General features: G+C 63.3%; 27 protein-coding genes. 14 read left to right on the top strand and 13 right to left on the bottom strand.

What is annotated here, in order from left to right; all coding sequences use genetic code 11:
• Positions 1–4: 4 nt before the first annotated feature.
• Complete coding sequence (locus V1283_RS07940) at positions 5–1,216, bottom strand: ABC transporter substrate-binding protein (protein WP_334385870.1); 1,212 nt, start codon at positions 1,214–1,216, stop codon at positions 5–7.
• Positions 1,217–1,460: 244 nt separating this feature from the next.
• Here V1283_RS07940 and V1283_RS07935 point away from each other — a divergent pair, with 244 nt between their 5' ends.
• Entirely contained in the window at positions 1,461–2,486 is a 1,026-nt protein-coding gene (locus tag V1283_RS07935) for an alpha/beta fold hydrolase (protein ID WP_442895712.1), read from the top strand.
• Between the two features lie 86 nt (positions 2,487–2,572).
• Positions 2,573–2,812, top strand: a complete 240-nt coding sequence (locus V1283_RS07930; protein WP_334385868.1) for a GCG_CRPN prefix-to-repeats domain-containing protein — start codon at positions 2,573–2,575, stop codon at positions 2,810–2,812.
• Positions 2,813–3,060: 248 nt separating this feature from the next.
• Here V1283_RS07930 and V1283_RS07925 read toward each other — a convergent pair whose 3' ends face one another.
• The gene (locus V1283_RS07925; RefSeq protein WP_334385867.1) at positions 3,061–3,417 is read right to left on the bottom strand and encodes a twin-arginine translocation signal domain-containing protein; all 357 of its coding nucleotides are present in this window, start codon (positions 3,415–3,417) and stop codon (positions 3,061–3,063) included.
• Between the two features lie 206 nt (positions 3,418–3,623).
• On the bottom strand, positions 3,624–3,941 hold the full coding sequence (locus tag V1283_RS07920; protein WP_334385866.1) for a hypothetical protein: 318 nt from the start codon (positions 3,939–3,941) through the stop codon (positions 3,624–3,626).
• A gap of 154 nt (positions 3,942–4,095) precedes the next feature.
• Here V1283_RS07920 and V1283_RS07915 point away from each other — a divergent pair, with 154 nt between their 5' ends.
• A complete protein-coding gene (locus V1283_RS07915; RefSeq protein ID WP_442895711.1) occupies positions 4,096–5,343 on the top strand; it encodes a glycerophosphodiester phosphodiesterase family protein in 1,248 nt (415 codons plus the stop codon).
• A gap of 149 nt (positions 5,344–5,492) precedes the next feature.
• On the opposite strand, the gene V1283_RS07910 is transcribed toward V1283_RS07915, so the two are convergent.
• The 5 genes from V1283_RS07910 to V1283_RS07890 form a co-directional block, all read right to left on the bottom strand.
• Positions 5,493–5,840 carry a hypothetical protein gene (locus tag V1283_RS07910; protein ID WP_334392985.1) on the bottom strand — a complete coding sequence of 116 codons (348 nt, stop codon included), beginning with the start codon at positions 5,838–5,840 and terminating at the stop codon, positions 5,493–5,495.
• Positions 5,841–5,919: 79 nt separating this feature from the next.
• Complete coding sequence (locus V1283_RS07905; protein WP_334385865.1) at positions 5,920–6,909, bottom strand: Bug family tripartite tricarboxylate transporter substrate binding protein; 990 nt, start codon at positions 6,907–6,909, stop codon at positions 5,920–5,922.
• Between the two features lie 212 nt (positions 6,910–7,121).
• Positions 7,122–7,937, bottom strand: coding sequence for a hypothetical protein (locus V1283_RS07900; protein ID WP_334385864.1), 816 nt, complete (start codon positions 7,935–7,937; stop codon positions 7,122–7,124).
• Positions 7,938–8,181: 244 nt separating this feature from the next.
• Entirely contained in the window at positions 8,182–9,447 is a 1,266-nt protein-coding gene (ftsZ, locus tag V1283_RS07895; protein WP_334385863.1) for a cell division protein FtsZ, read from the bottom strand.
• A gap of 51 nt (positions 9,448–9,498) precedes the next feature.
• A complete protein-coding gene (locus tag V1283_RS07890; RefSeq protein ID WP_334385861.1) occupies positions 9,499–9,996 on the bottom strand; it encodes a hypothetical protein in 498 nt (165 codons plus the stop codon).
• Between the two features lie 232 nt (positions 9,997–10,228).
• On the opposite strand from V1283_RS07890, the gene V1283_RS07885 reads away from it, so the two are divergent.
• The 8 genes from V1283_RS07885 to V1283_RS07850 all read left to right on the top strand — a co-directional run bounded on the left by V1283_RS07885 (position 10,229) and on the right by V1283_RS07850 (position 16,664).
• Positions 10,229–10,438, top strand: a complete 210-nt coding sequence (locus V1283_RS07885) for a hypothetical protein (RefSeq protein ID WP_334385860.1) — start codon at positions 10,229–10,231, stop codon at positions 10,436–10,438.
• Between the two features lie 182 nt (positions 10,439–10,620).
• Positions 10,621–10,971: a cupin domain-containing protein gene (locus V1283_RS07880; protein WP_334385859.1), complete on the top strand. Its 351-nt coding sequence runs from the start codon at positions 10,621–10,623 to the stop codon at positions 10,969–10,971.
• Between the two features lie 113 nt (positions 10,972–11,084).
• Positions 11,085–13,043: an alpha/beta hydrolase domain-containing protein gene (locus V1283_RS07875; protein WP_334385858.1), complete on the top strand. Its 1,959-nt coding sequence runs from the start codon at positions 11,085–11,087 to the stop codon at positions 13,041–13,043.
• Between the two features lie 261 nt (positions 13,044–13,304).
• Complete coding sequence (locus V1283_RS07870) at positions 13,305–13,853, top strand: hypothetical protein (protein WP_334385856.1); 549 nt, start codon at positions 13,305–13,307, stop codon at positions 13,851–13,853.
• A 149-nt stretch (positions 13,854–14,002) separates the two neighbouring features.
• A complete protein-coding gene (locus tag V1283_RS07865) occupies positions 14,003–14,641 on the top strand; it encodes a glutathione S-transferase family protein (RefSeq protein WP_334385854.1) in 639 nt (212 codons plus the stop codon).
• Positions 14,642–14,669: 28 nt separating this feature from the next.
• Complete coding sequence (locus tag V1283_RS07860; protein WP_334385853.1) at positions 14,670–15,323, top strand: glutathione S-transferase family protein; 654 nt, start codon at positions 14,670–14,672, stop codon at positions 15,321–15,323.
• A gap of 223 nt (positions 15,324–15,546) precedes the next feature.
• Positions 15,547–16,005: a VOC family protein gene (locus tag V1283_RS07855; protein ID WP_334385852.1), complete on the top strand. Its 459-nt coding sequence runs from the start codon at positions 15,547–15,549 to the stop codon at positions 16,003–16,005.
• 230 nt (positions 16,006–16,235) lie between these two features.
• Positions 16,236–16,664, top strand: coding sequence for a hypothetical protein (locus tag V1283_RS07850; RefSeq protein ID WP_334385851.1), 429 nt, complete (start codon positions 16,236–16,238; stop codon positions 16,662–16,664).
• A gap of 49 nt (positions 16,665–16,713) precedes the next feature.
• Here the strand turns inward: V1283_RS07850 and V1283_RS07845 are convergent, their stop codons facing one another.
• Positions 16,714–18,246 carry an acyl-CoA carboxylase subunit beta gene (locus V1283_RS07845; protein WP_334385850.1) on the bottom strand — a complete coding sequence of 511 codons (1,533 nt, stop codon included), beginning with the start codon at positions 18,244–18,246 and terminating at the stop codon, positions 16,714–16,716.
• A gap of 135 nt (positions 18,247–18,381) precedes the next feature.
• On the opposite strand from V1283_RS07845, the gene V1283_RS07840 reads away from it, so the two are divergent.
• On the top strand, positions 18,382–18,795 hold the full coding sequence (locus tag V1283_RS07840) for a DUF4260 domain-containing protein (RefSeq protein ID WP_334385849.1): 414 nt from the start codon (positions 18,382–18,384) through the stop codon (positions 18,793–18,795).
• A 13-nt stretch (positions 18,796–18,808) separates the two neighbouring features.
• Here the strand turns inward: V1283_RS07840 and V1283_RS07835 are convergent, their stop codons facing one another.
• The gene (locus V1283_RS07835; protein ID WP_334385848.1) at positions 18,809–19,504 is read right to left on the bottom strand and encodes a DUF4919 domain-containing protein; all 696 of its coding nucleotides are present in this window, start codon (positions 19,502–19,504) and stop codon (positions 18,809–18,811) included.
• 132 nt (positions 19,505–19,636) lie between these two features.
• On the opposite strand from V1283_RS07835, the gene V1283_RS07830 reads away from it, so the two are divergent.
• Together V1283_RS07830 and V1283_RS07825 are read left to right on the top strand one after the other, a co-directional pair.
• Positions 19,637–20,629, top strand: a complete 993-nt coding sequence (locus V1283_RS07830; RefSeq protein WP_334385847.1) for a dienelactone hydrolase family protein — start codon at positions 19,637–19,639, stop codon at positions 20,627–20,629.
• Positions 20,630–20,711: 82 nt separating this feature from the next.
• Positions 20,712–21,200, top strand: a complete 489-nt coding sequence (locus tag V1283_RS07825; RefSeq protein WP_334385846.1) for a hypothetical protein — start codon at positions 20,712–20,714, stop codon at positions 21,198–21,200.
• 38 nt (positions 21,201–21,238) lie between these two features.
• On the opposite strand, the gene V1283_RS07820 is transcribed toward V1283_RS07825, so the two are convergent.
• From V1283_RS07820 to blaOXA, 3 genes are all read right to left on the bottom strand, one after another.
• Positions 21,239–22,639, bottom strand: a complete 1,401-nt coding sequence (locus tag V1283_RS07820) for a serine hydrolase (protein WP_334385845.1) — start codon at positions 22,637–22,639, stop codon at positions 21,239–21,241.
• Positions 22,640–22,853: 214 nt separating this feature from the next.
• Positions 22,854–23,615, bottom strand: a complete 762-nt coding sequence (locus V1283_RS07815) for a class I SAM-dependent methyltransferase (protein WP_334385844.1) — start codon at positions 23,613–23,615, stop codon at positions 22,854–22,856.
• Positions 23,616–23,805: 190 nt separating this feature from the next.
• Positions 23,806–24,672, bottom strand: a complete 867-nt coding sequence (gene blaOXA, locus V1283_RS07810; protein WP_442895710.1) for a class D beta-lactamase — start codon at positions 24,670–24,672, stop codon at positions 23,806–23,808.
• Positions 24,673–24,674 lie beyond the last annotated feature (2 nt).

Raw genomic sequence — 24,674 nt, 5'->3', positions numbered from 1 at the left:
GATCTCAGCGTTGCTTCACCATCGGGCAAGCGCTCTCGCTGAGCGGCCGCGCCGCTTGCTCAGCCGGCACCGTGGCAAGGAGCTTGAGATAATCGAACTGGTATTTGGATTCCGAGGGCTTCTTCACCTGCAGCAGATAATAAGGCCGCATCACACGTCCATCCTCGCGCACCGTGCCTTTTGTGTAGAAGTCGTCGATCGGCAGTTCCTTCATCTTGGCGACGACCTTGGTCGCATCGGTCGTGCCGGCTGCCGCCACCGCCTTGAGGTAATGCAACGTCGCCCCATAGGTCCCGGCATGGATCATGCTCGGCGGTTTCCCTGCGTTCCGGGCGACGAGGCGTTTGGTCCAGGCGCGGGTCGCGTCATCCAGGTCCCAGAAGAAGGTCTCGCTCGCGGTCAGGCCCTGCGCCGCTTCGAGGCCAAGGGCGTGGGTGTCGGGAAACTGCAGCAGGAGCGCAGCCACGCGCTGGTCGCCTTTGCGGCCCAAGCCGAATTCCCCAGCCTGTTTGATCGCGTTGATGGTGTCGCCGCCGGCGTTCGAGAGCGCGACGATCTTCGCCTTCGAGGCTTGCGCCTGCAGCAGAAAGGACGAGAAGTCGGCGGTATTGAGTGGATGGCGCACGGCCCCCACCACCTTGCCACCGGCGGCCGTGACGAACGCTGAGGTGTCGCGCTCGAGCGCATGCCCGAATGCGTAGTCGGCGGTGATGAAAAACCAGCTATCGCCGCCCTGCTTCACCAACGCCTGGCCGATCGTCGCCGCAAGGCCGTAGGTGTCGAAGCTCCAGTGCACGCCGTGCGGCGAACAGGCTTTTCCGGAGAGATCCGACGTGGCGGCGCCGGTGTTGATGTCAACGGCGTCGTGCGTGCGCGTGACCTCGCGCACAGCGAGCCCCACGGCCGAATTGGGAACGTCGAGGATGAGGCTGACGCCCTCGGTCTCGATCCACTGCCGCGCGATGTTGGCGCCGATGTCGGGCTTGTTCTGGTGGTCGGCAAAGATGACTTCGATCGGCCGGCCCAGCACCTTGCCGCCGAAATCCTCGACCGCCATGCGTGCGGCGTGGACCGAACCCATGCCGGAGAGATCCGCGTACAGTCCCGTCTGGTCGTTGAGGACACCGAGCTTGACCGGTTGCTGCGCGACCGCGGAGGCGGTCAGCCCCGCTCCCCATAACAGGAGCGCGAGCGCGGCGATAATGTGGCGACGCATTAAAACCCTCCCCTTGCCGTAGCGACCGCTGATGTCGGTCGTCTTGGCATGATGGTACAGGGGAAGGGCATTACTGCAAAGTGGCGCGCGGGCTTTTGCGTCCGCTTCGTGCATCAGCGCGGCATGGCAGCGCTCACCATGAGAGTAGCCAGCCTATGCTCTCGCCAAAACGTGAAATGCAAAGACTTTACACCGGGCGACGTCGGCATCAATACGCCCCTGTCTTGAGAACAGGAGTTTCGGGATGCGAGGGATGTGCGTCGGCGTGGTAGCAGCCGCCTTGGCCGCGATGCCGTTATTGTCTGCGACCGCAGCGGAAACTGAACGACCTGCCGCGCGCGAGCCGTACGGCATCGGGCTCGAAGGTTTTGTCTATCCCTACCCCGTCCACCTGCTGCCGCTGGTGAACGACGGCGAGCAGGTGCGGATGGCCTATATGGATGTCGCTCCCGCGCAGCCGAACGGGCGCACCGTGGTGCTGCTGCATGGCCGGAATTTTCCATCGAGCTACTGGGCGCCGGTCATCAAGACCTTGAACGATGCCGGCTATCGCGTGGTCGTGCCGGACCAGATCGGTTTCGGCAAATCCTCCAAGCCACAAGGCGATTTGCATTTCGATACGCTGGCGCGCAACACCATCGCGCTGCTCGATCATCTCCAGATCGCCAAGGCCGACATCGTGGCGCATTCGCTCGGCGGCATGCTGGGCGTGCGGATCGCGCGAGCCTACCCGGACCGGATTGCGCATCTGGTGCTCACCGCCCCGATCGGCCTGGAGGATTATCGGCTCTACGTGCCGCCGACGCCGACCGAGAAGATTCTTGAGAACGAAGACAAGCTCACCGCGGACGGTTATCGCAAACAGCTCGAGACAAACTACGCGCTAAAACTGCCGCCCGAACAGGTCACGCCGTTCATCGACGCGCGTTTCAACATCAAGGGCAGCGCCGAATATCCGCGCTGGCTGCGCGCGTTCGTCAGCTCGGCGCAATTGATCTACCGCGAGCCTGTCGTGCACGAGATCCCGCTGATCACGCAGCCGACGCTGTTCGTGATGGGCGCCGACGACCACAACGCGCCGGGAAGACCCAATGCGCCAGAGGCGTTGCGCGCGAAAATGGGACAAAATGCCGAGCTGGCCAAGGCGCTCGCCGCAAAGATGGCGAACGGCCGGGCCGAAGTGGTGCCGAATACCGGGCACCTGGTCTTCCTGGAAGCGCCGGCCAGATACAACGAACTGGTGCTCGGATTTTTGGCCGTAGCTCCATGACAAATCAACGACATTCATGTTCCATTCAGCTGTTCGTGACTAGGTTCCGAACCGTGCCGCCCTTGCGGCCGAAAACGGGAGAAAACATGAAATACCTTTTCGCAGCAGTTTTGGCCCTGGGCACCATTGCCAGCTTCAGCGCGGCGGAAGCCGCGGGCGGATGCGGCCCCGGCTGGCATCGTGGTCCCTATGGCGGCTGCCAGCCCAACCGCCGGGTCGTTGTGGCCCCGGTCGTCGTGGCGCCGGCTCCGGTCGTCGTGGTGCGGCCCGGCCGCGTGTGCCCTTACGGCACCGTGTGGCGCTACGGACGCTGCCGCGCTTACTGACATTTCCAAGGCAAGACAAAAGCCCCGCTCTCGCGGGGCTTTTTTTATTGCTTGTTCAGAGATCCCCAAAGCCTGATGAAGCCGGCTTCAACTAACGTGATCCGTCACCCTGAGGTGGCCGTGCGCAGCGCGGCCCTCGAAGGGCGACGGCCACGGGCCTCTCATCCTTCGAGGCTCGCTTCGCTCGCGCCTCAGGATGACGGAGATAGTGCGAGCGTCGACTTGAAACCCTCACGCTCTAAGGCGCCTTACCAGTAGTAACGACGACGACGCCAGTAGCGGCGGCGCCAACGACGGCGGCGATGCCAGCCCCAATGCCTGCGACGCCAACGGCGGCGGCGCCAACCCCAATGCCGGCGACGCCAGCCCCAGTGCCGACGGCCCCAGCCGCGATGGCGGCCGTGGCCCCAGCGCACTTCTTCCGGCGTGAGGCGATCGACCTCCTCGCCCGAGGTGACGGCGGGTTGCGCATCAGGATTGACGGGCAGTTTGGCGTCGTCGGCGAGCGGCGCCGGCATCAGCGGCGCGGCCTGCGCGCTCGCTGCAAGCGCGATGCCGCCCGCGGCAAATCCAAAGGCGAGTTTCAGAAAGTGGCGGCGTTCCATCACATCTTCTCCTCCGTCTGCTGGGTGCGAAGAAGAGAGTTTCGAGGTGCCGAGATGAACGCCCGCTGAACTGCGCGTTCAGCTTCGTTGCGAATGAATCCGATCCCGGAAATATTTACGTGCGCGCCTCTTCGCGGCGGAACATTTGTCGCCGCTGCGGCTTTTCTGCATCGCGCGGGCGTGTGACGTCGGGCGCCGCCCGCATCTCAAGCCGGGACCAACTCCTCGGCCAGCACCAGCACATCCCGCGTGCGCGTCACGTCCGGCCAGTCGCGGTTGAAATCGGCGATCAGGCGTTTCATCTCGGGTCCCTCGATCGCGCGATCGAGCGCAGCCTTGTCCGTGAATTGGTACATCGCCTGGTGCAGCGAGGGATCGGTCGCACTCCAGTAACGCCACGCCTTTACGGCGCCGAACGATTTCATCGCATCCGGCAGATGCTCGCGCGAATACCAGGCGCCGAAGGCCTCGCGCTTGGCGGGGTCTGATACGGTGGCGCGGACGACGAAGAAAGCTGCAGGCATGTTTCTCTCCCTGGAATTGTTCTTGTAGAGTCCATCAACAACGGTGCAGGAAAGGGTGGGCACGCTGCGCTTTGCCCACCCTGCGCACCATTCAAACTGTCACATGCTCCGTGATATCAAGGCCGCGCGCAACGCGTTTTTCCGAGGTGCTACCATGCCTGCCCGCCATCGCCCTGCCCTGCTCTCCGCGCTCTGCTTCCTGACCGCGACCATGCCTGCCATGGCGCAGGACATTGCCCTGCCGCGCGAGGCGCAGGTCGGGCCGCGGCCGTTTTATCTGGTCGACAAGATGAAGGACGGGCCGCTGAAGCAACAGCTCAGCCAATGCACCGGGCCGTTTCGCAAGACCGACTTTTCCATCGGCCACCGCGGCGCTGCGCTGGAATTCCCCGAGCATACAAGGGAGTCCTATCTGGCGGCGGCCCGCATGGGCGCCGGAATCATCGAATGCGACGTCACGTTCACGAAAGACCGCGAACTGGTCTGCCGGCACTCGCAGTGCGACCTGCATACCACGACCAATATTTTGACGGAGCCGGAGCTAGCCGCCAAATGCTCACAGGCCTTCAGCCCGGCTGATCCCGCCACCGGCAAGAAGGCGTCGGCAAAATGCTGCACGAGCGACATCACGCTCGCCGAATTCCGGCGGCTCACCGCCAAGATGGACGGCTTCAACGCCGATGCGAAGACGCCGGAAGAATACCAGAACGGCACGCCGCGCTGGCGCACCGATCTCTATGCCAATTCCGGCACGCTGATGACGCATGATGAGAGCATCGTGCTGATCAAAAGCCTGGGCGCCAAGTTCACGCCGGAATTGAAGGCGCCCGAAGTGGCGATGCCGTTCGACGGCGACTACACCCAGGAGAAATACGCATCGCAAATGCTGGACACCTACAAGAAAGCCGGCATTCCCGCGAGCGACGTGTTCGCGCAAAGCTTCAATCTCGCCGACGTGCTCTACTGGGTGAAAACCGAGCCGGAATTCGCAAAGCAGGCGGTCTATCTCGAGGAGCGCTACGAGAAGCAGGGTCTCGATCCCAATAAGCCCGAAACCTGGAAACCCTCGATGGCGGAATTGAAGGCGCAAGGCGTAGCCATCCTCGGGCCGCCGATCTGGACCATGCTGACGCTGAACGACAAGCGCGAGATTGTCCCGTCCGAATACGCCAAGGCGGCGAAAGCCGCAGGCCTCGACCTGATCGGCTGGTCGCTGGAGCGCGACGGCCCGCTGCACAAGGGCGGCGGCTTCTATCACAAGTCGATCAAATCAGCGGTCGATCGCGACGGCGATACGCTGACGGTGCTGGACGTGCTCGCCAAACAGGTCGGCGTGCGCGCGATGTTCTCGGACTGGCCGGCGACGACGACGTTCTATGCGAGCTGCACGGGGATGAAGTGAGGGCTTCGTGGTTCGTAGGGTGGGCAAAGGCGTGCTAACGCCGTGCCCGCCAAACTTGCTCGACCAGGAATGGTGGGCACGCTTTCGCTTTGCCCACCCTGCGGACTACGGACAGCCCGTGCTAAGCACTGCCTCTGCGAGCTGGCACGTCAACTCAGTTTCATGGGGCTATCGCCAACCACTCGAAGATCGATCCTGCCGATCAGATCCGAACGGAGCATCTCGGCGGCGCTGATGGCGTCCGTCGTCTGCCGCAACGTACTGACGTTCGATCCAAGCGATACGATGCCGCCGAGCACCGCGGCGATCGACCCGAGGGCGGCGACCTGACTGGACCCGAACAGGCCGAGTATCATCGCGAGCAGCAAGGCTGCGCCGCCGGCGATGGCCGCCTTGGAAACCAGAATGATCTTTCGGCATCGCTCCGAGACTTCGGCAAGCTCCTCGAGCCGCTCCTCGATGAGTGAAATCTCGTCGGTCGGGTCGTCCTCGGGCATCACATTCAAGATCGAGCACCAATGAGCTGGTGGGTTACGGCTTGGCTCTACCTACCCTACCCGCCGATCGGCTTTCGCGCTAGACAGGCTCCAGGCCGAGCGCCTGGGCGCTCTCGATCCAGGTCGGCAATTCACGCTGATACAGCGCGTTGCTTTCCTTGAAGCCGAGCGCCGGTTCCAGCACGAAAGTGGCGAGAACTTCCTTCACCTTTGGATCGCTGTTGGCTGCCACGCACAGTTCCGCCAGCCGATCGACGATCGGCTGCGGCACAGCCTTTGGCAAAGCCCATCCGGTGAAGCCGCTTATGGTGAAGAACTTCGATGTCGCGCCTTGTTCGGGCAGGGTCTTGATATCAGGGATCGCGTCGACCTTCTTCGAATGCACCGCGAACACAACGGCTTTATCGCCTTGCAGAACGGTTTGCGCCGCCGTGTAGCTGCCCATCGCGGCATCGAGCGTGCCGTCCAGCAAACCCGTCCACATCGGCGCTTCGCCACGGTAGTGGATAGGTTCGATCTTGAGACCATACTGCTTGTTGAGTTCATTGATGGTCATGTGCGGGGACGAGCCCGCGCTATAGGTGCCGAAGTTCACCTGACCCTTCTTGCGCGCGAAAGCGACGAAATCATCCAGCGTCTTGACGCCTGACGCCAGGCTGGCGCACAGCGGCAGCCCGGCGCCCGGAATGACGCTGACCAGCGTCAGATCCTTGTCCATGTCGTAGCCGGGATTCTTCATCATGACCCGGTTCATCACATAAGTGGTCGAGATCGAGCACAGGATCGTATGACCGTCCGGCTCGGCGCGCGCGACGTCCGCGGCGCCGATCGAGCCGGAGGCGCCCGCCTTGTTCTCGATGACGACGGTCTTTCCTACCTGCCTGGTGATGAAATCGCCGAACGCGCGCGCGAGCAGGTCGGTCTGCCCGCCCGCCGGATAGCTGCAGACCATCCGGATATTCCGCGACGGCCACCCGGCTTGCGCCGAGGCCCCGCGCGCAAGCAACGGCATTGCGGCGGCTGCCGTACCGGCAGCGATGAGGTGACGACGATTGATTTTTGCAAACATTGATTCCTCCCTGATTTTTCAGGGAGCGTAGCGCATCGCCCGGCTACAGCTACATGCGAAGGCCGGGACAGATTGGCGCACTTGCCGAAATTCGCGCAGGCGCAGCAACGCAACGAACGGCATTTGCGCCTGTCGTATTCCGAGCGCTGGAAAATATTGCGACTGGCGAGAGAGGTGACACCGCCTTCGGCGGACGGCGACGCCTGTCAAAACTACTGTTGTCGGGCCTGCACCGGCGCGCGCGCTTGCACCCTGGCTTGCGTCGGCGGAACCGTTGACACGGGCTTACGCGCAGGAGTGGCAACCGGCCGCGGCGGATTAGCTGATGGCGCTGCCGATGTCACTGCAGATGTCCTGGGCCGCTGGCTCTGCTCGGACGCGTTGGCGATCACGCGCGCCATTTGCTCCTGGTTCGCCTTGAGCTGCTCGGCGGTCCTGGCACTTTCGCGAGCCAGTTCTACCTGGCTGGCCTTCAGCTGCTCGATCTCTTGCTGCACGCTTGCGAGATCGCGCGCCATCGTCTGGAGCAATTGCGTCTGCTCGGCAGCGGCGGCTGCCGCATCTTGCGGCGCGGTCTCGGCCGGAGCCGGCAACTGCGAAGCTGCTGTATTCGCCGCAGCCAACTGAACGGCAGGCGGGCTCTGCTGGTCGGCAAGCTTCGGTGTTGCCGACGACAACGACGAATCCGAAGCCAATTGCGGTACCCACCGGGAGACCATCGGCCTGACCGTCTCGCCATAGGACTGCCAGGCGAAAGCAGCGGTACAGATACCCGCTGTCAACAGCAGGCCGATAAAGCCGCGTAGCGCCGGACTGCCTCGCGATGACCGACGAGGCCTGTTTGCGGGCTTTTTCTCCAGCCTGGAAATCTGTTCATTGAACCGTGCGAGTTCTTGATCCGCACGAACGATCTGCTCATAAGCATGCGCGAGCCGTTCATCGGCGCGCGAGACCAGCTCCATCTCTTGCGTGGACAGTGCCGGATTAGCGTGCGGATCGGTTTGCCTGGTGTTCACCGGGGAATCCATGGGGCGCCTCTTCCCAGTTTGCCGTCAACTGAACGGGCGATCGTCGGATTGTAGACACTTCCAACCTCCGTTTTGACCAAAGCAAGGCTGGAGGATGGAAAGTATAGGGCTGATTTTGGGCAATGCCAACTGAGTCGGGAGACTCGCATTGCGTCAGCGCACGGCCTTGACGGCAGTCTTCCTGATGTCGCGTCGCAGAGCTCTGCTTCCGACACCTGGAAGCGAATTGATTTCTAACGACGGCTCAATTCGCCTTGCGGCTCAGGAAGGCCGGGATATCGAGAATCTTTTCCTCGACCGGGCCGCGTACGGGAGCGGCGCGACCGAACGGATCGAGGCGCTGCGGTGCCGCCGGCCGCGCATGTTCCACGATCGGCCTTGCCGGTCGCACCTCGGGGTGGCGGGCCATCGGAAGCATCGACGGCGGACTGGCGAATTGCTGCGGCGGTATACTGCGCTCGATCCGCTCAGTGGTGCGGCGCCTGTCGTTGCTCAGCCGGCTGGCGAGGTCCGTCAGTGAGCCTTCCGCCGGCTGCGCCTGCCGCGCAGCGCCGAGATTGTCGATGCCGGTCGCCACCACCGAGACGCGGACGACGCCTTCGAGGCTTGCATCGAAGGTGGCGCCGACAATGATGTTGGCGTCCGGATCGGCTTCGTCGCGGATGCGGGTCGCGGCCTCGTCCACCTCGAACAGCGTCAGGTCCCTGCCGCCGGTGATGGAGACGATCAGGCCGCTGGCGCGCTTGATCGAGGGATCCTCGATCAACGGATTGGAAATCGCAGCCACCGCAGCGTTGAGCACGCGCTTCGGGCCGGAAGCCTCGCCCCTGCCCATCATGGCCTTGCCCTTTTCGCGCATCACAGAGAGAACGTCGGCAAAATCGAGATTGATCAGACCTTCCTTGACGATGAGGTCGCTGATGCAGGCCACGCCCGAATAAAGCACCTGATCGGCCATCGCGAAGGCGTCCGAAAATGTGGTCTTCTCGTTGGCGACCCGGAACAGGTTCTGGTTCGGGATGATCAACAGGGTGTCGACCTCCTTCAGCAACTCCGCGATGCCGGCTTCGGCATAGCGCATGCGGCGCTGGCCCTCGAACTGGAATGGCTTGGTGACGACACCGATGGTGAGGATGCCGAGCTCACGAGCGGCCCTGGCGATAATGGGGGCAGCGCCGGTGCCGGTGCCGCCACCCATGCCGGCCGTGACGAACACCATGTGCGCGCCGTTCAATTGCTCGCGGACCACATCGATGGCCTCTTCCGCTGCAGCGCGTCCGATGTCAGGCTGCGCGCCGGCGCCAAGGCCGCCGGTCACCTGCCTGCCCATCTGGATGACCCGCCGGGCCTTCGAACTGGTGAGCGCCTGCGCATCGGTATTGGCGACGAGGAAGTCGACGCCTTCGAGCCCGGCCTCGATCATGTTGTTGACGGCATTGCCGCCGGCACCGCCGACCCCGCACACGATGATGCGCGCCTTCAACTCGTGGATATCGGTCATGCCAGTCATTGTTGCCCCACGATTGCTCCGCGACGCTGCGGAATGAGAAGACAGGGATAGCTAGCCACGTGCCGCCTTGCGGTCTGATTCCACCAGGGTCGCGGCGAGCTGCCCCAGCCGGCGCTCCGTCTTGTCGATCGAGCTATCAGTGCGGGCACGGGTCCGCAGGACTGCCACCTCCCCCTCAAGCCGCGCCGCCGCCTCCCTGGCCGCCGTGCTCTCGGCAGTCGCATGCATCAACTCGGCCACCAGGTGCTCGGCGCGCTCGCGTTCGCGCTCGAAATCGGCGCGGTGACTTGCTGAGCTTGCCTCAAGGCGCGTGATCTCCGCCCGCAATGCCTCGACTTGTGCCGTCAACAGGGCGACATGGCTGGCCTGGCGACGGCCCGGTGGCTGTGGCGTATGGTGTATTTCGGCGAGATCAATGCTCACCAGGGCTTTGCCATCGTCCGACAGCGAACGCGGCAGCCGGAGCCGCCTGGCAAGCGAACGGGCGGCGGCTGGCGAGATGTTCAGGCGGGCGCCGAGGGCGTCATAGGTCAGAAACTCAACAGACATCGGCTGTTCTCCTCGAACGAACCGGGCGGTAAATCCGCTAGTGATAACTGGCAATGACCAGAGGCTAGGCCGTCATGGTTAACAGATGGTTAACGGACGAACCGGGGTCGCCGATATCCGCGCAACAGCCAGCGATTTTGTTCTCCCAGACGGTAACCAAGGGCGTCGAAAGCTGGCGTAAGATCAACAGGTTGCGGTATAGTTTCGGGACTGCGGCTGAGGCGCGATACCCATGGACGACGAACAGCTCGCTGACCTGCACAGATTCCTTGCCGAGCACCATCGAAAGCTGGCCAAGGACGCCGTGCTCGACGTCGTGCAGCAATATCACGCCGATCTCGCACAGCGCCTCGCGGATGAGGCTGCGCTGATCTACAGACGAACGGCGATCGCGCAGCGCCTTCGCGAAGGCGAGCAGCGGAAGAAAGACGAGCTGGGGTGAACGGCAGCGGCGGCCGCAGGCGGAAGCCGCAATCCACCACGGTGACCGCCAACCCTGGACGGCGGATTGCGTTGGCGCGAACCTGCCATGCGGACCTCCCCTGACCGTTTCGTGGATAACGAAGCGAGGCTATCATGGCGCGGCACCACGTGATGGGGGCGGATGATCCGAGGGAGGCCGTCATGAACCAGCCGCAGCCAGTCAAGGACGCCAGTCACCTTTACGAAGTCGAGCGTCGTGCCGAGCACGCCGCCCGCCCCGGCTTTCGCATTACCGAATTGCAGCTCTCTGCAACCCAGAAGGTGCCGTGGCACACCCACACCAATGTGTCAGATACTTTTTACATTCTGGAAGGCCAGATGCGGCTGTTCCTGCAGGAGCCGAAAGAGGAAGTGAATCTGAAGCCCGGCGAAGTCTATGTCGTCAGACCCACGCGACCGCACCTGGTGACCAACGGCGGCGCCAAGTCGCTCACTTTCCTGGTTCTGCAAGGGGTCGGCGAATACGATTTTGTACCTCTGTTGCCGCGTTAGGGCGGCGTTGAGATTTTCCGCGCGCCCTCACCCTGCGATGCTATAGATGGCCGCGACAAAAACGAGCGCGGAGAGGATTTCAACCTCTCGCGCCAGACAGGGAAGGAACGGCCATGCGCAAGATATTGGCGGGCGCGATTGCGGCAGTTTGCCTCTCACCGGTCGCGCTACGGGCGGAGGTCATCCGCTTCGACATCGTGGAACGCCTGCCGGCCTTCGTCGGCCGCAGCTTTGGTGACGTCGGCCCCTATGAGCGGATCACCGCGCGTGCCACCATCGCCCTCAATCCGTCCGACGATCGCAACGCCGTCATCACTGATCTCGCGCAGGCGCCGCGCAGCCCGGACGGCAAAGTGGAAGCGACCGCCGACGTCGTGATCCTGCGGCCCGCCGATCCCACGCGCGGCAACGGCACGCTGCTGCTGGAAGTGCCCAACCGCGGTCGAAAGCTCGCGCCGCAACTGTTCGACGATTCATCGCAGCCCGGCGCGAACAACGCGCAAGGTCCAGGCGACGCCGGCATCGGCTTCCTGCACCGCCAGGGCTACACGATGGTGTGGGTCGGCTGGCAGGGCGAGATCCCCTCCAAGCCCGGCCAGATGGCGTTGACCGCGCCGGTACTGAAGGGCGTGACGGGACCTGCGCGCGAGGAATTCGTCTTCGACACCACGACGAGTCCCGCGCGGGCAACACTGACCTGGCCTGCGGCCGATCCCGCCAACCTCACTGTCACCGTTCGCGCCGCCTGGGCCGACGCGCGCCAGACGCCATCAGGCCTCTCGGCCCGCCTCGTCGATCCCGTAACCGTCGAGATCACGCGGCCCGACGGTTTTGATGCCGGCGCGCTCTACGAGATCACCTACACGGCGCGCGATCCGGTGCCGCTCGGCATGGGTTTTGCCGCGGTACGCGATGTCGCGAGCTTCCTGCGCCGCGATGCGACGCCGGCCAATCCGTTGCTGAACGGCCTGCATCCGTCCGTCAGCCGCGCGATCGGCTTCGGTGTTTCGCAATCCGGCCGCTTCCTGCGCGACTTCCTCCATCTCGGCTTCAATGAAGATCTGCAGGGCCGCGTCGTGTTCGACGGCCTGATGCCACATGTCGCCGGCACCCGGCGCATGGCGACCAACGTCCGCTTCGGACAGCCCGGCCGCAACCCCCGCCATCCGCAGGACCAAGCCTGGCAGGCCGACCTGTTCCCGTTCACCTATGCGACGCTAAGCGATCCGATCTCCGGCAAGACCGACGGCCTGCTGCGCCGCTGCGCGCTGTCGGTGACCTGCCCCAAGGTGATGCAGACCGACAGTGAGCATGAATGGTGGGCCTCCCACGCCTCGCTGCTGGTGACCGATCTCGCGGGCAACCACCTCGATTTGCCTGATAATGTCCGCGCCTACATGATCGCGGGCACGCCGCATTTTGCCGACCCCAGCGACGTGATGCGTAAGGGCCAGGCGGCGATGTCGCTGCCGCAAAACCCTGTTCATGCCGGCGCGCCAATGCGCGCGCTGCTGACCGATCTCAATGCCTGGATCAGCGATGGCGTCCCGCCGCCGGCAAGCCGCGTGCCGATGCGCGCCCATGGCACGCTGGTCGCAGCCGAAGGCGCGGTGCGCACCGATATCCCCGGCCTGCCCTTCAATGGCATCCATACGCTGGCTGTCTTCTCCGACCAGAGCGTGCTGCCGCCCACGGAGATCGGCCGCTATCCCGTGTTCGTGCCGAAGGCTGATGATGACGGCATGGCGATATCAGGCATCCGCCAGCTCGCGCTCGCCGTGCCGCGCGCAACCTACACGGGGTGGAATCCACGCGCGCAAGGTTTTGGACCGACCGCGTTCTATCCCTTGCAGGGCGCCGCGGTGCCGTTCGCGCCAACCGAAGCAGCGCGGAAGGAAGTGCACGATCCGCGGCTGTCGATCGCGGAACGTTACGCGGATGACGACGTCTATGTCGCCGCTGTGCGTCGAGAGGCTGCGCGGCAAGTCGCCGAGCGGCTGCTGTTGCCCGAGGATGCCGATCGCGCCGTCGAGGCGGCGAAGCAAGGCAAGCTGGCGAAGCTCGGGCAGTAAGCCGCCGTCGGATGGATGGAGCGCACCGAGCTACGGCGGACAGGCCACCTGCCCCGACCTGATTGCTCGTGAGAGCACCACGCGGCGCGCAGCGGGGTGCTTTGGTCTCAACCGCAGGACGCTTGCCCCGAGGTCGACCCTCCAGCGCCATCAGTTGGCCTCTAACCAGCCCGAATTGATTTTGAAGCTGTTGAGCGCCGTCGATCCCGGACTTGGGGGATACGGCCGATTTTTTATTCGATTGGCTTCGGGGGTGCGGCAATGAAGCAAACCGTCATTTGGCTGGCGTTGGCGCTGTTGTTTGCGATCGGCGCGACCCTCTCGGTCATCGCCGACTCATTCGGACCAGCGGCCACGGCCGAGACGACAGCGCCCGCAACCCTGGTGGAGGCACCACAACCCGTCGTCGCGGCGAGCGCGAAACCGGCCGAGCCGGAGGTTCCTGTTGTGATACTCGATGACGTGCCACCGAAATCGGCCGTTAGCTCGGAAGCGCTTGCTCGCTGGTTCGTCGAACCCGGCGCATCGCTGGCGCCGCGCGCGGCCGAGGCGCTGCTCGCGCCCTTGCCACTCGCTCCAGCGGCGGCCGCGACCATTGCCGGCCAACCCGGGCAAGACTCCAGAGCGGCCATCAAGCCGCTGGAAGGCGACGCCCGGCCAACCAGAAAGCCCAAAGACAGCAACGCGCAACTGCCCGGCAAGCGGCGAACGGCCAACGCCAGGGCATGCGGCTCGCCAAGCCGATTTTCGGATCTATTGCGACGATTGAATCTCGCATCGCGCTGTTCGACCAGGCGCTCGGCCGCGTGATGCCAACAGCGGATCGCGATATTGGTGGGTTACACTAACGCTAACCCTCCCCACACCGTTGGCCTGCGCTGACGAAAAAACTTGCCACTGATGTCGGAACGCGAGCCCTTCGCCCGTCCTTTGCTTGAACCAGCACATGGAGAAACCGGATGGCCGGCCTGACTCTGACCACCTTCGATTGGGTTCCCGAACTGCCGCGGGGTCTTGTACGCGATCTGCGTGTGCGCTGGGCGCTGGAAGAGGCCGGCCTGCCCTATCGCGTCGCGAGCGTGCCGTTTGGCGATCGAAAGCCTGAGCATTTCGCGCACCAGCCCTTCGGCCAGGTGCCGTGGTTGACCGATGGCGACCTCTCGATCTTCGAGAGCGGCGCGATCCTGCTTCACCTCGGGCAACTAAGTGCGGCGCTGATGCCGACCGATCCGCGCGGCCGCAGCAAGGCGATGGAATGGGTGTTCGCCGCCCTCAATTCCGTCGAGATGGCGAGCCTGCCCTGGTCCATGTTCAAGTTCACCGGCGAGCCGGCATCGAAGTTTTTGGACGAGTTCCTCAAGATCCGGCTCAAGCACCTGGAGGCGGTGTTGGCAGGACGCGAATGGCTGGCGGGGTCCTTCTCCGTCGCCGACATCCTGATGGCGGATGTGCTGCGCCCCGTCGATCGCTTCGACGGGCTGGCGGGCCATCCCGCCTGCCGCGACTACGTCGCGCGCGCCACGGCCCGCCCGGCTTTCGTGAAGGCGCACGCAGACCAGATGGCGCATTTCGCTGCGGCAGACTCTAGGGCGGGTTAGAGCCGATGATTTTCGAAGGAGCCTCACGATGACCATCATCATTACTGCCTTTGAGCGGTCACCCGATGGCGGCATGGGACTGGCGCGTGATACGCGCGTTCGCTGGGCGCTTGAAGAAGTGGGCCAGCCCTACGGGGTTCGCCTGGTTTCGTTTCGAGCGATGAAGGAACCTGCACATCTGGCGCTGCATCCTTTCGGCCAGATTCCGACCTACGAGGAAAGCGATCTCGCCCTGTTCGAGACAGGGTCGATCGTATTCCATATCGCCGAGCGGCATGCGGGCCTGCTGCCTGACGATGCCGATGCGCGGGCGCGCGCGATCACGTGGATGTTTGCCGCGCTCAACACGGTGGAGCCGCCGATCCTCGAACTCGTAACCGCCAAGATTTTCGAGGGCGACAGGCCGTGGACCAAGGAGCGCCTGCCTCTGGTCGAGAATCGCGTCTGCGAGCGGTTGAAGCAACTCGCCGCTCGCCTTGGCAGTGCCGATTGGCTCGATGGTGGGTTCAGCGCGGGCGACCTGATGATGGTGTCGGTGCTGCTCAGGTTGAAACCATCGGGCCTCCTGAACGAATATCCGAGCCTTGCCGCCTATGTCGCCCGCGGCGAAGCGCGGCCCGCCTACAAGCGGGCTTTCGACGCTCAATTGGCGGTTAACACCGGCAAGCCACCGGGCGGCTGATTAAGGTCCGTCCTGGGCTCGATGCCGTCGTCCGGGTTTTTCATTCAGCCATTAGTGGCCGGACTTAATGCGTGTCATCGTGCAGACACGCATGGGAACCCTTGCCGCAGATCGTCGGCTCCGACCTGTCACATTTCGCGACGATAATTTTGCTCCCGGCTGCGGCAACCCGATTTGGCCGTGCCGCGTTATTTCGGTTCGTTCAACGCCACAGGAGACTGCCATGGCTGCGAAAGTAAAACCGATCCCGAAAGGGTTTCACACCGTGACACCTTACCTCATCGTCGAGGGCGCGAAAAAGACGATCAGCTTCATGGAACAGGCGCTGGGCGCCCAGCATGACCATGAGCCGACCTTGCGGCCGGACGGCACGATCATGCATGCGACGCTCAAGGTCGGAGATTCGATGGTGATGATCTCGGACGCCTCCGAGCACGCCAAGGCCATGCCCGTCATGCTGTATCTCTACGTGCCCGATGTCGATGCCGCCTATCAAAAGGCAATCAAGGCAGGCGCCACCTCGATCATGGAACCAGCGGATCAATTCTATGGCGATCGCAGCGGCGGCGTGAAGGATGCCGCCGGCAACAGCTGGTTCTTCGGCACCCACATCGAAGACGTCACGCCAGCGGAATTGAAGAAGCGCGCGGAGGAAGCCTTCAAGAAGCAGAAGGCTGCTTAGCGCGCTGAGTTTGCGATGGAGTGAGGCTCAGCTTAGTAGGGTGAGCGAAGCTAAATAGATTTCTTTTTCGGATCGTCCGATGATCAAGGCGATCTCGTTCATGAAGATGAATGGGGACTCGATGGGGCGGTTCGCATCTTATCGCGCAGGTAATCCTTGCGCGCCGGACTTGCAGAGCGCACACTTGCTACCTCAAGCATCATCATAAGAACTTACGGAGGATGCAGACCATGCCACGGGTCAAGCAAGCTTCGAAGCAGAAAAACACAACCAAAGCCGCCGCCGTGACGGTGCTGGGTGCCACCGGACTGGGTTTTTCACTGCTGGGTAGCACATCAGCATCCACGATGCCCGCTGCTGATATCGCGCAATTTGACAATACCCCGTCCAATCAGCGCTTCGTTCTTAGCGAAGAGGAAATGGCCGACGTCAGTCTCGCCACGTTCCATCTCCTCGATAAGGAAAACGTTGGCAGCGGCGTGCAGCTAGCCCGCGCTGGTGGCTGCCGTGGCTGCGCGGCCCGTGGCTGCCGTGGATGCGCGGCTCGTGGCTGCCGTGGCTGCCGTGGCTGCGCGGTCCGTGCCTGCGCAGTCGGCTGTGCGGTCGGCTGCGCGGCTGGCAGCTGTTGCGCATCTTGGGGATATTGCCGCGTGTGCTAAGTCCCCACGAACGCCTTCGGCTAACCCACCCTATACACCACGCACCGCCTCACAACGGCAAATTGTCGTGCTTCTTCGCCGGCATCTCGACCTTCTTGTCTTTCAGCATCGCCAGCGCGCGGGCGATCCGCTTCCGTGTCGAATGCGGCATGATGACGTCGTCGATATAGCCGCGCTCGGCGGCGATGAACGGGGACAGGAAGCGGTCTTCGTATTCCTTGGTGCGCTTGGCGATCGCCTTGGGGTCGTTCATGTCGCTGCGGAAGATGATTTCGACCGCACCCTTGGCGCCCATCACGGCGATCTGCGCGGTCGGCCAGGCGTAGTTCATGTCGGCGCCGATTTCCTTTGAGGCCATGACGTCGAAGGCGCCGCCATAGGCTTTGCGGGTGATGATGGTGACGAGCGGCACCGTGCATTGCGAATAGGCGAACAAGAGCTTCGCGCCGTGCTTGATCAGACCGCCATACTCTTGCGCGGTGCCCGGCAGGAAGCCCGGCACGTCGACGAACGTCACGATCGGGATATTGAAGGCATCACAAAAACGGACGAAACGCGCGGCCTTGCGTGAGGCGTCGCTGTCGAGCACGCCCGCCAGCACCATCGGCTGGTTGGCGACGAAGCCGACGGTGCGGCCGGCGATGCGGCCGAAGCCGGTGACGATGTTGCGGGCAAAGGTTTCCGAGATTTCGAAGAAGTCGCCCTCGTCCACGACCTTACTGATCAGCTCCTTCATGTCATAGGGCTTGTTCGGATTGTCGGGGATCAGCGTGTCCAGCGACATGTCCACCCGCTCGATGTCGTCAAAGCTCGGCCATTCCGGCACGCCGTCGGCATTGTTGGACGGCAGGAAGTCGATCAGCCGGCGCATCTGCAGCAGCGTCTCGACGTCGTTCTCGAACGCGCCGTCCGCGATCGAGGAGCGCGTGGCGTGCACCGAGGCGCCGCCGAGTTCTTCGGCCGTGACCACCTCGTTGGTGACGGTCTTCACCACGTCGGGGCCAGTGACGAACATGTAAGAGGTGTTCTTCACCATGAAGATGAAGTCGGTCATCGCCGGCGAATAGACGTCGCCGCCGGCGCACGGGCCCATGATGACCGAGATCTGCGGGATCACGCCCGAGGCAATGACGTTGCGGCGGAACACATAGGAATAGCCCGCGAGCGCCGCCACACCCTCCTGGATGCGCGCGCCGCCGGCGTCATAGAGGCCGATGATCGGCGCCCTCGCCTTCATCGCCATGTCCTGCAGTTTTGTGATTTTCAGCGCGTGGGTTTCCGACAGCGAGCCGCCGAACACGGTAAAATCCTTGGCGAAGACAAAGGTCTTGCGGCCGTTCACCGTGCCCCAGCCGGTGACGACGCCGTCGCCCGGCACTTTTGACTTCTCCATGCCGAATTCGGTCGAGCGGTGCTCGACGAACATGTCGAATTCCTCGAACGAGCCCTTGTCGAGCAAGAGCTCGATGCGCTCCCGCGCGGTCAATTTTCCGCGGGCGTGCTGCGCCTCGATGCGCTTTTCGCCGCCGCCGAGCTTGGCGCCGGCGCGCCGTTCTTCGAGGGTGTCCAGGATATCCTTCATGCTGCTTCCGCCCGCCTTTGGTGTCGATTTATGGGCCTTCTAACACGGCCTTTTCGGAACCGGAAACACCCCTTCCGGCCTCTGGTACCGCCGCCTGGCGCCCCCTATATCCGCATCCTGACTATGGGGAATGGAATGACCGATACCGCAAGCGCCGACACCTCGGGCGCTGTTACAGGGGGTGTGCGCACGTTGCTGCGGCTGGAGGGATTAGCGCTCTTTATCGGTATGACGCTGCTTTATTATATCTGGGACGGCGACTGGTGGGTCTACGGCCTGCTGTTCTTCGTACCCGATCTCAGCTTTGCGGCCTACCTGTCGGGACCGCGTTTCGGCGCCCTCATCTACAACGCAGCCCACAGCTATCTCGCGCCGATGGCGATGATGACGACCGGCTTTGGCACCGCCTCGCCGCTCATCCTTTCGATCGCCATGATCTGGCTGGCCCATATCGGCTTCGACCGCGCGCTCGGCTACGGCCTGAAATATGAGAGCGGATTCGGCTTCACCCATATGGGGCGGATCGGGAAGCCGCAGGGCCCGGTGTAGGCAGGCCGTAGCGCTACTCAAGCGAACAGAGCGCCGCTATCGCGTGATCGTCTACTGCTTCTTCTGTAACGTTCGCGCCAATTGCGCGTGCGGGCGGTCGACGTTGAAAAAGAGCGTTACCGTTCGGTCTGATTCCGGCAACTTGACCTCGAACCGGTCGAAGGCGGATCCCCCGTGGTTCACCAGTGCCTGCTTGACCGGCGTCAGCGCCGCGGTCTCCAACACACTGTACTCTTCGTCGACTGCGATGACGAACGAAGGCGGTTTCCGGGCTCTTTCCGTCACCCGACTTGAGCACGGAACTGAACAGCCCCAGGAACATCGCATAATGCCGCCGCGCCTCCTCCTCGTTACCCGCCTTCTTCTGGCAGAAGGCCGCAATCTTGTGGGCGTCCATATGAACGAAGTTGACCTCAAGCACCTCGTTCGCGTGCGCCATCGCTGATGGGCAATCGCCGGCGTCGTAGGCCTTCTTCAGCTTGCTCGCGATTTCGACGACGCCGTAAGGCGCGTATTTTGAACTGGCGGCATACGCAAGACGAAACGCCGTGTAGTCGATCTCGATCTTGCCGGCTTTCACCTGCGCGACATAATCGTCGTAAGACGGCTCGGCAGCGCGCGTGTTTCCCGGCAGCAGGGCTAGTCCGACCAGCAGCAAAGCGACGCCTGCTCCCCTTGAAATGATTGCCATGTGTCCCTCGAACTGCATCGGATATTCCCCGGTTTCCAGGGCTCCCGCAAGGCAGGACACATCGAGGGACCGGCGCAGCAAATTGACAGTCCGCCGCCTGCTTGATCTAGTCCGCAGATAACGAAAAAACATTTTGGGGGAGCGATGCTGATGGATTGGCGCGTCACGGCTGCGGCCGCGATTTTTTGCACGGGATTATTGATCACCTGCATCGAGACCAATGCGCAGTCGATGCCAAAGGACGTCGCGGCGCGCACCGAAATCTACGCGATCCCGTCGCTGACGATTTCCGACCAGCAATTTCTGACCGGAGATACCAACGGCAAAGAGGTCACCGTCGCCGGCGAATTCCGCATCGCGCAGGGCAGCGGAAAACTCCCGGTCGTGGTGCTGATGCATGGGTCGAGTGGCGTCGGCGCCGGCATGGACCCGTGGGTGCGTCACTTCAATGCGATGGGGATTTCGACCTTCGTGATCGACGGCTTCAGCGGCCGTGGGCTGACGGCGGTCGGCCCCAACCAGGCGCTGCTCGGCCGGCTCAATTTCATTGTCGATATCTATCGCTCGCTGGAAATCCTCGCCAGGCATCCGCGCGTCGATCCCGACCGCATCGTGCTGATGGGATTTTCGCGCGGCGGACAGGCCGCGCTCTACGCCAGCCTCGAACGCTTCCAAAAACTCTGGAACAAGTCCGGCGCGCAGTTCGCCGCCTACATTCCGTTCTATCCGGATTGCTCGACCAGCTATGCCACCGACACCGAGACCGTGGCGCGTCCGATCCGGATCTACCACGGCACACCCGACGACTATAACCCGGTCGCAACCTGCAAGGCCTATCTCGCCCGCCTGCAGGAAGCGAAACGCGACGTGGTGCTGACGGAATATCCGGACTCCGAGCATGGTTTTGATGCCGGCCTGCTCGGCCTCAGCACGGTCGCCGTATCGACCAATGCCCAATCCGCACGCAATTGCCGCCTCAAGGAGGGCGAAGGCGGCGTTCTCATGAACACCGATACGCAGGCGCCCTTCACCTACAAGGATACCTGCATCGCGCTCAATCCGCATGTCGGCGGCAATCCGGCCACCGCAATCGAAGCTCGCAAAGCCGTGAGCGACTTCCTGCAGGTATTGCTCAAATTGTGATAGCGACGGGGTAGAACCTTGGAACCGACGAACCCATTTGCGGTCTTGGCGTTGATTGCCAAACCGAATGGAGACAATCAAGATGTCTGGATCCAATCTCACGCGGACAGCCTTGCTGTTCGCATCGCTATCGCTGGCCGGCAGCGCGGCGCTGGCCGCACCTGCCTCGCCTTTCAATGCCATGGCGGGCACATGGTCGGGTGGCGGCGTGCTCAGCACCGCCGACGGCCAGCAGGAGCAATTGCGTTGCCGCGCGGCGTATGATGTCGCCGGGCGCGGCGAGCAGCTTCGGCTCAATCTGAGGTGTGCCAGCGCGAGCTTCAATTTCGATCTCGCAAGCGAGGTCGAATACCGCGGCGGCGAGATCTCCGGCTCATGGAGCGAGGCCAGCCGCAACGCTTCCGGCACCCTTTCCGGCCGCGCCGCCGGCGATCACGTCGAGGCTGCCGCAAGAGGCGACAGCTTTTCGGCTCACCTGTCGCTGACGACACGCGGCGGACGGCAGACGGTGTCCATCCAACCGCAGGGCGGCAGCATTACGTCCGTCTCGCTGGCGCTGAGCCGGCGTTAGCGATCTCGGCGAGGCGATCCGGCATACGGCGATCCAGCTTACGGCAGCCGCTTGCCCAGCATGTTCTTGCCGTTCTGATGCAGCGTCAGCGACGGCGCCACGCCGCCTTCAGGCGGCCGGACGAAGCTGACCTGCGCGTCGACCACGCGATAGAAAAATTCGGCCTCGCTCTCGGCATAGACCTCGAACTCGGGCTGCGCCGTTGCCTGAATGTACAGGCGCTTGCCATCGGGGCGCACCGTCAGGATGAAGGTCGGCGATATTTCGTAGCGGCCGGCATAGGTGGCGAGCACCGCCGGATCGACTGGCACCTCGCGGTGAAGTTTTGGGGGCGGGTATGCCGCGTTGACCAGATGCGTGCCAAGCGCGATATGGGCGTCATAGTCGGCCGCATTGGAGAGCAGGACGCAGTTTCGCCGGGTCTTGGTCGAGTAGCCGATGAAGGTCGCATAACCCCCGGTGCCGCCGCTCTTCCAGATCAGTTCGTCGCCGAACCGCTGGGAGACGAACCAGCCGAGGCCCACGTCGCGCTGATCCATCCGCGGGCGGCGCTCGGAAAGCGTCATCTTCAGCGCGGCAGCGACCGTCGGATCGGCGGGATCGAGACACATCTGAAGAAACTTCAACAGGTCGTTCGCCGTTGAACGAAACGCGCCGGCGCCCGCAAGCGCCAAGAAATCCCAATTCGGGACCGGCGCGAGGCCAGCGTTGTGGCCTTGCGCCAGGCGCTGTCGCATCGAACTTGTGAGCGTGATGCGGGTATCGTCCATGCCGAGCGGCGCGCAGATGCGCGAGACAACGAGGTCTTCATAGCTTTTGCCGGCGCGTAGCTCGAGGATATGGCCAAGCAGGCCGAAGCCGAGGTTGGAGTATTCGAAGTGCTTGCCCGGCTTGAAGCCGAGCTTGTGGTTCGACAGGTAGTCGTAGAGCCGCTCGGCCGTGTAATCGATGTAGGGATTGCCCCAATCCTTCGGCGCGAAATTGGACGGCATCCGCGGCAGGCCTGAGGTGTAGGTCGCAAGATCAAGCAAGGTGATCGGCGCACCCTCGAAATCCGGCATCTTGACGCCGGCGGGCAGAAATTTGGCCGCAGGGTCGTCCGCCGCCACCTCGCCCCGCAGCACCATGTCGGCCAACAACAGCGAGGTGAGCACTTTTGTGATCGAACCGATCTCGAACACGGTGTCGGCATCGAGCGGGCGATCGGAGCCGGACTGCCCATAGACGGTGACGCTGCGCCGGCCGCTGTCGATCGTCGCGGCGACGATCCCCATGGTGTCGCGGGCAATATCCACGCGCTCCCTGAGGATGGCGGCGAGGTCCTGCTCGGGCGTTGACTGGGCTTGCACTGACTGGGCCTGCAATGACTGGGCCTGCACCCTTCCCCGCGCGAGCAGCAGCGCCGGGCCCGCGAGCAGAACCGAGCGGCGATGCAGCATGCAAAGCTCCGTTGACCGTCCCTGCCCGACAGCGGTGCTGGCCGGACTCATGCCAGCGTCAACCTGCGCGGGCGCAAGCTGGCCCGTCAAGTTAAGTCTCGTTAATAAGCCACGATGTCGGCGAGGCATTGCTGCCTCACCGTCATGCGCGCGGCGATCTGGCTGTGCTCGTAGCGTACCGCCGACGCAGCGCCGGAGGATGGCGGGATGTTTTTCAACCCGTGGCGTAGACGTTGTGGCCGAAGATCGAAAGACCGATTGTTTCGGCTGCGGCGCGCGGGAAGAAGCGATAGTCCGACAGCCGGAGCGGCGAGAAGCGGAAGCGCTTTGGCTGCAGATGCGCGAACCGGAACAGGCTCGCGATGTCCTTTTCCGAGAAAAAGTTGATGTGATCGGGCGGCACCCAGAGATGCCGCGCGCGCCAGGCCGAAGACAGCGCGCGAATGTCGTGCACATTTGGCGTGATCGCGATCACGATGCCGCCGGGGTTGAGCGATGCCGCGGCCGTTTCGAGTAACTGCCGGGGCTGCGCAACGTGCTCCAGGACGTTGTCGATCACGACGGCATCGGCTTTGGCTCCGCCTTCGTAGACCTCCTGCACGATAGAGACACCGGCGCGGATGCCGAAATCCGAGAGCCCGGTGGCCGGTTCGTAGCCGACATATGTAAGCGGATCGTTCCGGAGCAGGTAGCCGACCTCGCCGCGGCCACAGCCGATCTCCAGCACCCGCTGTCCGGGCTTCAACCGGGACAGGATTAACCGCCTGATCTGGTGGTGCCGCGGGCGGAAGCCCCAATCAATCTTGTTGATGTCGACGTGGTTCGCGGTGTCGGCTGGCGGATCGGCGACAAAGACGTGGCCGCAATCCGCGCACGCCACGATCGAGAATCGCTCACCGGCGCGGTCGACCGTCAGTTTGGGAACAAACGAGGCAGCGTCACACAGAGCACAGACAACACGGGGCGAGCGATCCATGGAATATATTCCCTTAGGTGTGTGTCTCCGTCTCTATAGCTCGGGGAGAAGTTCGCCGTAAAGCTGTGTTTCGTCGGGATCTGCACCCGTCGCGATGGCTCCATGGTTCCGCCAGAAACGGAACCGAGCCACGGTTGCAGCCACCTGCGATGTCGTCATGATCCGGGTATTCGCCGACGAAGGCAGTCCGTCAAATCGCCACGATATCGGCGAGGCATTGCTGCACCACCGCCATGCGGGCGGCGATGTGGCTCTGCTCCTTGCAGTCCATGTTCATGGCGAACACGGTCTGCTGGCTGCCCTTCTCGACCCAGCCGACCATCCAGCCCAATGACGGCTTGCCTTGCTCGGCGCCCAGAAGGCCGCTCTTGGCGCGGATGGTGGCGTCGCCGACCTTGGTCACCGGCAGGATGTCGCGCGTCAGTTCCTGGCTGCGCTTGGACACCGGCAGCACGCCGCGCCGCAGCCGGTCGACGAAATCGATCTGCTGGACGGGATCGATGCGCAAATTGCCAGTCAGCCAGAACTGGTCGATGCCGCCGCCGATGTCGTGGTTGCCATAGTCGAACAGGTCGACATATTTCTGCATGCGCTCGGCCCCGATGCGGCGCGCGATTTCCTGATAGACCGGCACGGCGGATACCGCGATCGCCGAGCGCAGCGTGTGATCCTTGTTCCAGGCCTCGATAGCGCGCGTCACGCCGTCCCACTTGAAGACGTCCTTGTCGGGGTCCTCGACCACCCCGGTCTCCAGCGCAACGATCGAATTCGGAATCTTGAAGGTCGAGGCCGGCAGCTTGCCCTCGCCCGAGCGCACCTTGTCGCTGGCGATGATCAGGTAGTCGTCCACCTTGTAGCCGACGAAGGTGCCTGTGGTGCCGAGATCGAAAAACCGCTTGGCCAGATCGTCGCGAAACTCGCTGCGCTGGTAGGAGACGTTGGCGAAACTACGGTTGGGAAGAATGCTCGCGGCTGTGAGAAGACCGAGCGCATGGCGGCGATTGATCACGGTTATGTCCGAACTGGTTGAGGAACGGCGAAACGATGCTGATGGCATCG

The organism is Bradyrhizobium sp. AZCC 2262 (genome assembly GCF_036924535.1).
In the GTDB taxonomy this organism is placed as follows: Bacteria; Pseudomonadota; Alphaproteobacteria; order Rhizobiales; family Xanthobacteraceae; genus Bradyrhizobium.
This window is presented reverse-complemented; position numbering and strand designations above follow the sequence as displayed.